General features: G+C 33.4%; 8 protein-coding genes. 2 read left to right on the top strand and 6 right to left on the bottom strand.

Annotated features, from left to right (window positions below; genetic code table 11):
* Positions 1–5 precede the first annotated feature (5 nt).
* The 6 genes from rpoB to OIF36_04280 form a co-directional block, all read right to left on the bottom strand.
* Positions 6–4,166, bottom strand: coding sequence for a DNA-directed RNA polymerase subunit beta (gene rpoB, locus OIF36_04305; GenBank protein MCV6599680.1), 4,161 nt, complete (start codon positions 4,164–4,166; stop codon positions 6–8).
* Positions 4,167–4,886: 720 nt separating this feature from the next.
* Entirely contained in the window at positions 4,887–5,249 is a 363-nt protein-coding gene (gene rplL / locus OIF36_04300; GenBank protein ID MCV6599679.1) for a 50S ribosomal protein L7/L12, read from the bottom strand.
* A gap of 25 nt (positions 5,250–5,274) precedes the next feature.
* A complete protein-coding gene (gene rplJ, locus OIF36_04295) occupies positions 5,275–5,757 on the bottom strand; it encodes a 50S ribosomal protein L10 (protein ID MCV6599678.1) in 483 nt (160 codons plus the stop codon).
* Between the two features lie 227 nt (positions 5,758–5,984).
* Positions 5,985–6,659 (bottom strand): 50S ribosomal protein L1, encoded by a 675-nt coding sequence (gene rplA / locus OIF36_04290; protein MCV6599677.1) that lies wholly within the window; start codon positions 6,657–6,659, stop codon positions 5,985–5,987.
* Positions 6,660–6,661: 2 nt separating this feature from the next.
* Positions 6,662–7,090, bottom strand: a complete 429-nt coding sequence (gene rplK / locus OIF36_04285) for a 50S ribosomal protein L11 (protein ID MCV6599676.1) — start codon at positions 7,088–7,090, stop codon at positions 6,662–6,664.
* 204 nt (positions 7,091–7,294) lie between these two features.
* Positions 7,295–8,680, bottom strand: coding sequence for a phosphomannomutase/phosphoglucomutase (locus OIF36_04280; protein ID MCV6599675.1), 1,386 nt, complete (start codon positions 8,678–8,680; stop codon positions 7,295–7,297).
* Between the two features lie 105 nt (positions 8,681–8,785).
* Here OIF36_04280 and OIF36_04275 point away from each other — a divergent pair, with 105 nt between their 5' ends.
* Together OIF36_04275 and OIF36_04270 are read left to right on the top strand one after the other, a co-directional pair.
* Positions 8,786–9,931, top strand: coding sequence for an inositol monophosphatase (locus tag OIF36_04275; GenBank protein ID MCV6599674.1), 1,146 nt, complete (start codon positions 8,786–8,788; stop codon positions 9,929–9,931).
* Positions 9,931–10,890, top strand: coding sequence for an L-threonylcarbamoyladenylate synthase (locus OIF36_04270; GenBank protein MCV6599673.1), 960 nt, complete (start codon positions 9,931–9,933; stop codon positions 10,888–10,890). Before OIF36_04275 ends, OIF36_04270 begins: the two co-directional genes overlap by 1 nt.
* Positions 10,891–11,184: the final 294 nt, after the last annotated feature.

Here is an 11,184-nt window from a genome sequence, read left to right as displayed (position 1 = left end):
TCCTCCTAAAGTTCTTTGTTATTAAGCTCAAGGTTAATACCTAGACCTTGTAATTCTTTTACAAGCACATTAAATGATTCTGGAACACCAACTTCAAATGAGTTATCACCTCTAATAATAGCATCATAAGCTTTTGTTCTACCAGCAATATCATCTGATTTGATTGTCAACATTTCTTGTAAGATATAAGAAGCACCATAAGCTTCAAGAGCCCAAACTTCCATCTCACCAAATCTTTGACCACCAAACTGAGCTTTACCTCCAAGAGGTTGCTGAGTAACAAGTGAGTATGGTCCAATTGATCTAGCATGCATTTTATCATCAATCAAGTGATGAAGTTTTAACATGTACACATAACCAACTGTAACTTTTCTATCAAAAGCCTCACCAGTTCTACCATCGAATAAAGTTACTTGAGCAGATGTATCTAAGCCTACTTTTTCAAGCATTTCTTCAATATCTGATTCTTTAGCACCATCGAAAACAGGAGTCGCAATTGGAACACCTTTTTTCAAGTTTTTAGCAACTTCAACAATAGCATCATCATTTAAGTCTTTAAACTCTGCATTGTAAACATCTGTACCATAAGCTTCTTCGATTTTATTTCTAACATCTTCCATTTTAGCTTTATTTTCTTGCACAGCTTGTAGAGTTTCATTTATTTGTTTACCGAAGTGACCCATTGCCCAACCTAGATGAGTTTCTAGAATCTGACCAATGTTCATACGAGATGGCACACCAAGAGGATTCAACACGATATCAACAGGAGTTCCGTCTTCTAGGTAAGGCATATCTTCTTCTGCAAGAACTCTTGATACCACACCTTTGTTACCATGTCTACCAGCCATTTTATCACCTGGAGATAATTTTCTCTTCTGAGCGATGAACACTTTAACTTGTTTCATAACACCTGGAAGTAAATCTGCACCAGCTTGAGCTTTTTCAATCTTAGCATCGAAACGCTTATCGATATCTTTGATACCTTGCTCATATGTTTTTGTCATTTCGCTAACAGCTTTATTTACATCTTCGTCAGCAACTACAATTTTTTGTAATTTACCTTTTGTAACAGTATCTAAATCTTTTTGTGTAAGCTTAGCAGCTTTTGCAATTTCTTTAGCACCTGATACATATTCTTGACCAATCAATACTTGAGAGATTTGATCAAAGAAGTTTCTTTGTAGAATTCTTTTTTCATCATCTCTATCTTTTGCAAGCTTTTCGATTTCTTGCTTCTCGATTTTGATTGTTCTTTCGTCTTTTTTGATACCTCTTCTTGAGAATACTCTAACATCAACAACAGTACCTTCAACCCCAGGAGGAACTCTTAGAGAAGAGTCTTTAACATCAGCAGCTTTTTCACCAAAGATTGCTCTTAGAAGTTTTTCTTCTGGAGAAATTACTGATTCACCTTTTGGAGTAACTTTACCAACTAGAATATCACCAGCTTTTACAGAAGCACCAATATGAATAATACCAGCTTCATCAAGATTCTTAAGAGCTTCTTCACCTGTGTTTGGAATATCTCTTGTAATTTCTTCTTCACCTAGTTTTGTATCCCTTGCTGAAACTTCAAACTTCTCAATATTGATAGAAGTCATCACATCATCTTTAACAACTCTTTCTGAAATTAGAATAGAATCCTCAAAGTTATAACCGTTCCAAGGCATATATGCAACAAGCATGTTCTTACCTAAAGCAAGCTCACCTAGCTCTGTAGAAGCACCGTCACAAATAATATCACCAGCTCTTACAAAATCTCCAACTTTTACAAGTGGTTTTTGGTTAATTGCTGTTGAAGCATTTGATCTTGTGAATTTAATTAATCTATATATATCAACAATTGGAGCTGTAGGATCTTTTTCTTCTGTTGCACGAACAACAATTCTTTCACCATCAACTTGGTCAACAATACCTGTTCTTTTAGCAATAATAGAAGAACCTGAATCTTGTGCTACAACTTTCTCAATACCTGTTCCAACAATTGGAGAATCCGCCTGTAATAGAGGAACAGCCTGTCTCATCATGTTTGATCCCATAAGAGCACGGTTAGCATCATCGTTTTCTAAGAAAGGAATCAATGATGAAGCCACTGAAACAACCTGTTTAGGAGAAACATCCATTAGGTCAATATCTAAAGGGTTCGCCATGATATAATCACCACAGAAACGACAAGAAATTAAATCTCCAGCTAATGATTTATCTTCATTTAGAGAAGCATTTGCCTGTGCGATTGTATGTCTTCCTTCTTCATCTGCAGATAAGTAAACAATTTCTTCTGTAACCTTACCGTCAATAACTTTTCTATATGGAGTTTCGATAAATCCATATTTGTTGATTTTTGAGTATGTTGAAAGAGAGTTAATCAAACCAATATTTGGTCCCTCAGGAGTCTCAATAGGACAAATTCTTCCATAATGAGTTGGATGAACATCACGAACTTCGAAACCAGCTCTTTCTCTGTTTAGACCACCAGGCCCAAGAGCAGAAATTCTTCTTTTGTGAGTAACCTCAGCAAGAGGGTTATTTTGGTCCATTAATTGAGATAATTGAGACATACCAAAGAATTCTCTAACTGTTGATGTTAATGATTTTGTAGTAACAATATCATGAGGCATTACACCTTCATCATCAACTGAACTCATTTTTTCTTTAATAGCTCTTTCCATTCTAACAAGACCAATACGGATTTGGTTTTCTAATAGCTCACCAACAGATCTAATTCTTCTGTTACCTAAACTATCGATATCATCAACTTCATCTTTACCATCTTTAATATTCATTAATGTTTTAATGATTTCTAAGATATCTTTCTTTGTAATTGTTCTTTGTGTATCCGCAAAATCTAAGCCTAATCTAGCATTAATTTTAACCCTACCAACAGCTGAAAGATCATATCTTTCTTCTGTGAACATCATAGCATTAAACAAAGTACTTGCACTATCAACTGTAGGTGGTTCACCTGGTCTTAAAACTCTATATATATCTAGTAAAGCTTCTTCTCTACATGAGTTTTTATCTATAGACATTGTTTCTAATAAGTATGAACCTGGATTTGTTCCACCTGTAGAAATTAATTTGAATTCTTTTAGCTTACTGATTATTTCAATATCATCAGCTGTAACAACAGAACCTGCTTCGAATAAAATTTCTCCTGTATCTTCATTAATCATGTCTTCTGAGAAATAATTACCGATTAAGTGCTCTTCTGGAACAATGTTTGATTTTAAATCAGCTAGCTTCTTAAGAGCTCTGATTGTCATTCTTGTTCCTTTTTTAGCTACAACTTCGCCACTTTTAGCATCAACTAAATCATATTTTAATACTGTACCTTTGTGGTTTTCAGGATCAAATGTTATTTCATAACCACCTTTAACTTTTTTATATGATTTTGCTTTATAGAAATAGTTAACTATTTCTTCTTTGCTCATACCTGAGATTTCTTCTTCATTAATCACAGTATTGTTAGCAGCACATTCTGCTTTATATTGTTCAGTATCCTCTGAATCTAAAACATAAAGTAAACTTGTTAGAGGAAGTTTTCTTCTTCTATCAATTCTTACATTCATTTTATCTTTTGGATCGAATTCAATATCTAACCAAGAACCTCTGTAAGGTATAATTCTTGCAGTATGTAAAACTTTACCTGAAGTAGATGTTTTACCATCATCACTACCAAAGAAGATACCTGGAGATCTATGCATTTGAGAAACAACAACTCTTTGTGTTCCGTTAATGATAAATGTTCCATCATCTGTCATACGAGGCATATCTAATAGATACACTTCTTGTTCTTTAATATCTTTAATTGATTTTGATCCAGTTTTTTCATCAATATCGAAAACTGATAATCTTAATGTTGCCTTCATTGGTGAAGCGAAAGTCATATCTCTGTAAACACATTCAATATGATCGTATTTTGGAGCATCAAACTCATACTTCACAAAGTCTATTTCCATTTTTTCTGAATAATCAGATATTGGGAAAATAGATTTAAAAACTTCTTGCAGACCTGTGTTCTCTCTCTTGTTTGAAGGAACATCTGCTTGCAAAAAATCAGCAAAAGATTTCTTTTGCACTTCAATTAAGTTTGGCATTGAAGCAATTTCTTCAATCTTTCCAAAGCTTTTTCTAAGTCTTTTTCTAGAAACTAGCGATTTATCCATAATTTTTTTGATCCCTTATTGTTTTAAATTGGAAAATAATAAGTAGTAAATATTTTTCTCTAATACAAATTTATCATTTTGAAAAACTGTAAAGAGTAAAGAAATCTATTGTTTAAATCTTTTAACTTTTTGCATTTAGCTAAAGATAACAATAATACCTACAACTTTTACCCCTCATTTCTTTCCTATTTCTTTCATCATATCCGTTATCCGCAAGCTCTAGCGGTTGCCCGATGAAAGAAGTTTTACGAGCTTATTCTAAAATTAGAATTAAGGCTTAAGATTTAAGAATTAATTTTCTATACTTTCAATATAGTTTTGTCATTTCGACCGACTATAAGGAGTGGAGAAATCTGCTATAAGAGATCTTTAGACTTCGCACTATGTGCTTAACTCAAGATGACAATAACATTTTTAATTCTTAATTCTTCCTTCTTAATTTTTTATCCATTTAAAAAACGAATAACTAAGGACTCTTATAAAAAATCCTTAGTTATTAATTTTTATTTATTTAAATTTTGTTTTCAAATCAATGAACCCTTTTTTAAAATTTTATCAGCATAGAATTTATTTTTTTAATTCTCGAATCCTATTAATGAGAATCGCTCATCATTATAAATAAGCTTTATAGAAGTTTTAGATTTCGGAATGAAGCTCTTAGAATACACACTAGTATTTAATTGAGTCCATTCCGAAAAAATAAAACTTTTTAGAAAAAAACTATTTTAGTTCTACTGTAGCACCAGCAGCTTCTAGTTTAGCTTTTAATTCTTCTGCATCAGCAGCTGAAGCACCTTCTTTAACAGGTTTTGGAGCACCTTCAACTAAGTCTTTAGCTTCTTTTAAGCCTAGACCTGTGATAGCTCTAACTTCTTTAATAACTGCGATTTTGTTTCCACCTGCAGAAGCTAAGATAACATCAAATTCATCTTTAGCAGCGGCAGCATCACCACCAGCAGCAGCGGCAGCAACAGGAGCAGCAGCAGAAACGCCCCACTCTTCTTCTAACATTTTAGAAAGCTCTGCAGCTTCCATTACTGTTAATTTTGATAGTTCTTCTACGATTTTAGCTAAATCAGCCATTTTAAATCTCCTTGTATTTTATTTATTAAGCAGCTTCTTGCTCTGAACGAGCACTAAGACATCTTGCAATTCTAGATGCTGGTGTTGAAATCATTCCAACAATCATAGCTCTAGCTTCATCCAGTGAAGGAAGAAGTGAAATAGCTGTAACAGCATCTAAATCTAATCCACCTTCTAGGTTTGCACCACCAACAACAACTAATTTTTCGTTATCTTTTGCAAAGTTAACAACAACTTTAGCTGCAGCCACAGGATCGTTAGAGTAAGCAATTGTAGTTGGACCTGATAAAATGTCAGAAATACTTTCGAATTTTGTGCCTTTAGCAGCAATTTTCGCAAGAGTATTCTTAGTCACTTTCATACCAGCGCCAGCTTCTCTTAGCTTCGCACGAAGTTCAGTAATCTCAGCAACAGTAAGTCCCTCGTTATGAGCAACAACCATTAATTCATTACCTTCGAACAATTGTTTCAGATCTTGAACTACTTGTTCTTTTTGTTCTTTTCTCACAGAACTTCTCCGTTCTTTTAGAGTTAAACACTATGAGTGATAAACACTCGACGAATTTAAGACTTTAACAACTAAAAATATATATTATTAATAGTCGTAACGGCATTCAATAAAAGAACCTTTATTCTTTTGCTTTATACCGTCTGTGCAGGAAATTAAAAGATAAAAAACATTTTTATACTTACCTGCAGTCTTGGACTTGAAAATTAAAAAATCAGTAGTCTATATTATAGAGCTACTGAAATTCCAACTCCCATTGTAGAAGATAAAGTTACTTTTTTAATATAAGTACCTTTAGCTCCACTTGGTTTTGCAGCTGTAATAGCAGCCACAAAAGCATTCACATTTTCGATTAAGTCAGCTTCTGAGAAACTTAACTTACCAATACCAGCATGCACAATACCATTTGCTTCCGCACGGAATTCAACAGAACCAGCTTTAGCATCTTTAACAGCTTTAGCAACATCTGGAGTAACAGTTCCTAACTTAGGATTTGGCATTAAACCCTTGGGTCCTAAAACTTTACCTAGTTTACCAACAACACCCATCATATCTGGTGAAGCGATAACTCTATCAAAGTCCATCATACCTTTTTGGATTTCCGCAGCAAGGTCATCAGCACCAACAAAGTCTGCACCAGCTTTTGTAGCTTCTTCAGCTTTATCACCTTTAGCGAAAACAGCAACTTTAACTGTTTTACCTGTACCTTTTGGCATATTTACCATACCACGAACCATTTGATCAGCATGCTTAGGATCAACATTTAAGTTCATGTTGATTTCTAATGTTTCATCAAATTTAACTTTTGAGTTTTCTTTCAATAGTTTAACAGCTTCTTCTACTGAATAATCTCTAGTAGCTTCAACTTTAGCTTTAAATTCTTTATAATTTTTACCAGCCATATCTATCCTTTAACCTCAATACCCATTGATCTTGCAGATCCTTTAATCATTTCCATAGCAGCTTCAACATCGTTAGCATTTAAATCTTCCATTTTAGCTTCTGCTATTTCTCTTACTTGAGCTTCTGTAACAGACCCAACAATTTCTCTACCGATATCGCTAGCACCTTTTTTAAGACCAGCAGCTTTTTTCAAGTAGAAACTTGCAGGTGGAGTTTTTGTTGTAAAACTAAATGATCTGTCTTCATACACTTCAATGATAACTGGAACAGGCATGCCTTTTTCCATTTCTTTTGTTTTGTCATTGAATGCATTACAGAATTCCATGATATTCACACCGTGTTGACCTAAAGCAGGACCAACTGGTGGTGAAGGATTTGCTGCACCAGCTGCGATTTGCAGTTTGATATAGCCTTTTACTTTTTTAGCCATTTTAAAAGTCTCCTTTTATATTTTTTATTAGACTCAGGTGGTTCGATTATGGCAAATCTCCCACCAACATTTTATGCAAATAAAACAACAAGTTAGAAGAGCAACCTTAAGAACTTTAACTTAATAAATTCTTTGTCGCCTTCTTTTTGTTGTTTAATCAGAGCTTTAATATATACGATTCGTTAATTTTTGTCAAGGTTTTATTTAGCTTAATAAATCTTCTTTTGTTATATTAACACCAGCTTTTACCATTTCTTGAACAGCTAAATCAATCATCTCTTCCAGATGACTCTCTGAAACCAAACTTTCACATCGAATTGACAAAACATTTTGAGTATTTGATGCTCTAATCAATATAAAGCCGTTATCGTTTTCAGCTCTAACACCATCCATTTCATTAACAAAAAAGCCATCTTTTTTTTCAAATTCTTTTGTTATTTTATCGATTATAGAGAACTTTTCATCCTCAAGAACCTCAAATCTAACTTCATCCGTAGCAAAGCTTTTAGGAAACTCCGATAACAACTCTGATGAAGTTTTATCACTTGCATTAAGTATATTTAGCAACTTAACAGCACAATACAGAGCATCATCATATCCATAAAAACCTCTATTAAAGAATATATGCCCAGATATTTCTCCTCCAACTAAAGCATCTTCCTCTTGGATTCTAGATTTAATATTAACATTACCTGTTGCATTCATAATTGGAGCCCCACCCCATTCAGATATTTTGTTAAACAATACTTTAGAGCACTTAACATCAGCAATAACAATACCACCAGACTCCTTTTTCAGCTCTTCTTTGGCGAATATACCAACAAGAAGATCATTATTTATAATTTCTCCTTTATTAGTAACCACACCCAATCTATCACCATCACCATCAAAAGCAAAACCTATGTCCGCTCCAACCTCTAAAACTTTATCCTGCAAATCTTTTAAATTAGCATGAACACTAGGATCAGGATGATGGTTTGGGAAACTACCATCAATTTCGCCATATATCACAGTATGTTCTCCTGGCAATTTTTCTACAAGACGATTAATCAACTCACCGCTTGCTCCATTACCATTATCCCACACAACTTTAAGAGACCTATCGCCTTCAAAATCAGACAATAACCTTTTTATGTAAGATTCTTTAACATCTATGGAAGTCAATTTTCCTTTTCCAGAAATAATCTTTTCAGACTTAACAACTTCTAAAAGCTCTTGCAAATCGTTTCCATGAAAAGGCTTATTATTAGCAAGATTAATTTTCAAACCATTATATTTCTTAGGATTATGAGATGCTGTAACCATGACACCAGCATCTGAGTCATTAAGTATCATTGAATAATAATGCATTGGAGAACTACCCAAACCACAATCAACAACATCAATACCACTATCTATTAAGCCTTGATTAAGATTATTTTGAAAATTCTCTGAACTTTCTCTACCATCTCTATTTGTGCTCATTTTTTTAACACCTTTAGAGGATAACATTACTCCCAAAGCTCTTGCTATTTTATAAACATCATCAGAAACAAACTCTTCTCCAACGATGCCTCTAATATCATATTCTTTAAATATGTGATCTTCCATTTTCTTTCTCCAAATTAAATTTGCTTTCATTTTAATTAAAATTTAACAAAAAGCAATTGATTTTTTATAAAAAACTCATATAATTAAACTCACAAGGAGATAAACATGTCACAAGAACATTTAAACATCATTAAAGATATAGCGAAACAAGCTGGAGATAAAGCTTTAGACTATCAAGCAAAAATATCAAGCCTGAATGTAAAAACTAAAGGCATTGGAGACTTTGTTAGTAAAGCAGACACAGAGTGCGAAGACTTTATAAAAGAAGAGTTAAACAAGAATTTTAAAGGCTTCTCTTTTCTAGCAGAGGAGAGTGGGGAAGAAGATCATAACTCTGATTATCTATGGATAATAGATCCAATAGACGGAACAACAAACTTTTTAAAAGGGTTAAAAGAGTTTTCTTGCTCTATTTGTTTACAAGAAAAAGGCAAGACTATTGTAAGTGTTGTTTACTTTCCTGCAATGGGAGAGCTTTATTATGCTAGCAGAGATAAAAAAGGTGCTTTTATGGAATATACTAACTCTGAAAAGCCAACTGCTAAAAGCATAGAATGCAATCAAAAAGCCACTTTGTCTGAAAGCTTAATAAGTTACGGAATAGGCAAAAGCTGTTTTGAAAAAACAAACTCTATAATGAAACATCTAAGCGAAGTAAGCGGAGGAATTAGAAGCATAGGAGTTAGCTCTTTAGACCTAATAAGGGTTGCTCGTGGAGAATTTGGAGCTTATATAAAAAGCTCAATTAAAAAATGGGATTTATATCCAGCATCATACATTGCTGAAAAAGCTGGTGCTGTAATATACACCATACATGGCGAAGAAACAGCAAAAGTTGAAGACTACAATTCAGAAAGAGAAGGATGCATAGTGGCTAACAAAAACATTATTACAGAAATTATTGAAAATACAAAACCTAAGTTTGATAAGAATCTGGAAACAGCAAAAGAAATATATAGTGATAAAATCTGTCCTTTAGCTAACAAAGCTGTAGAGACAAGCACTCCTTATGTAAAAGAGGCTTGTAAGAAATCAAATTCTTTACTTAGAAAAGCTTTTCGCAAATTTATAGAGCTATGTAAAAAATACTCACCTTATGCAAAAGAATATTTAATAAAAGCTTGGGAGCTTATAAAAGAAAATACTATAAAATCCAAACCTTATATTATTAAAGGAGCTTTATGGACAAAAAATAAATCTGTAGAACTAGCAATCACACTAAAAAACAAATTAGTTAAGAAGGATAAGTAATGATATTTTTCGGCAAAGACAATAGCGATTTAATAAAGGCATCTAAATTAATTAAAAAAGGAGAGTTAATCTCCTTTCCGACAGAGACAATATATGGATTAGGAGCTGATGCAACAAACGAGACAGCTGTAAGAAGAGTTTTTCATGCAAAAGGAAGACCAAACTTCAATCCTTTAATCGCTCATGTTTCTAGCATTGAGATGGCTCAAAGCATCGCAGAAATAGATGATAGAGCGATGAGATTAATAATGCTCTTCTGGCCAGGACCTTTAACTTTAATTTTAAAGAAAAAACCAAACACTGTTTGCGATGCTCTAACAGCTGGACTAGATACCGTTGCTGTAAGAATGCCTGCAAATGATATAGCTCTAAAATTAATTGAAAACACTGGAGTTCCAATCGCTGCTCCAAGTGCCAATAAATCAGGATGCCCTAGCCCAACAGAAGCTAAACATGTAATTAAAAGTTTTGACAATGATATGGTGTCAGGAGTTGTAAACGGAGGCAGAACAAAAATTGGATTAGAATCTACTATCTTAGATTTAACATCTGAAAACCCTACTATATTAAGACATGGATTTATAACTGCTGAAGATATTCAAAATAAGCTTTTAATGAAAGTAGAAGAATCTACAACTCCAGATAAAAAGGGTAAAGTTAAAAGCCCAGGACAGTTATTAAGACACTATGCTCCATCTTTACCTGTTAGGTTAAATGTAAGATATCATGTAAAATCTAATGAAGCTTTAATAGCTTTTGGAAAAACAAGGCTAAAAGCAAAAAAAGTCATAAATCTTAGCCCTACAAAAAACTTAAAAGAAGCTGCTCATAATTTATTTGCCGCACTTATTGAGTTAGATGAAGATGATTTATATTCAGGAATTGCAGTTATGCCTATTCCGAATAAAGGCATAGGAGTTGCTATTAATGACAAACTAAAAAGAGCTTCCATAAAATAGTAACCTCCGTGAAAGCCGTAATCTTCTTGTGTTACTGACAACCTTTCTACTCCGTCATTCTGAACAGACACACTTGTGTGGTAGTAAAGAATATCATTGTGCTACTGGATATAAATCAAAATTCCTCAGGCATGAAAAGATTCTTCGTTACACTCAGAATTGTAGATGTCAAGTAATTCGTGGACAGTTTTCATTAAATTCTATAGGAGTTTTCCCATTTAATCCTTGATGAGGTCTTTCCTCATTGTAATAACATAGATACTCTGCTAGGTTTTGTTTAAAATCCTCAATGCT

This window comes from Alphaproteobacteria bacterium, assembly GCA_025800285.1.
Classification (GTDB): Bacteria; Pseudomonadota; Alphaproteobacteria; order JAOXRX01; family JAOXRX01; genus JAOXRX01.
Note: the sequence above shows the minus strand (reverse complement) of the source record. Positions and strands in the feature narration are given on the sequence as shown.

Coding starts and splice junctions, on each gene's coding strand:
- rpoB (MCV6599680.1), bottom strand. CDS start 4,166: ATGGATAAATCGCTAGTTTCTAGAAAAAGACTTAGAAAAAGCTTTGGA.
- rplL (MCV6599679.1), bottom strand. CDS start 5,249: ATGGCTGATTTAGCTAAAATCGTAGAAGAACTATCAAAATTAACAGTA.
- rplA (MCV6599677.1), bottom strand. CDS start 6,659: ATGGCTGGTAAAAATTATAAAGAATTTAAAGCTAAAGTTGAAGCTACT.
- rplK (MCV6599676.1), bottom strand. CDS start 7,090: ATGGCTAAAAAAGTAAAAGGCTATATCAAACTGCAAATCGCAGCTGGT.
- OIF36_04280 (MCV6599675.1), bottom strand. CDS start 8,680: ATGGAAGATCACATATTTAAAGAATATGATATTAGAGGCATCGTTGGA.
- OIF36_04275 (MCV6599674.1), top strand. CDS start 8,786: ATGTCACAAGAACATTTAAACATCATTAAAGATATAGCGAAACAAGCT.
- OIF36_04270 (MCV6599673.1), top strand. CDS start 9,931: ATGATATTTTTCGGCAAAGACAATAGCGATTTAATAAAGGCATCTAAA.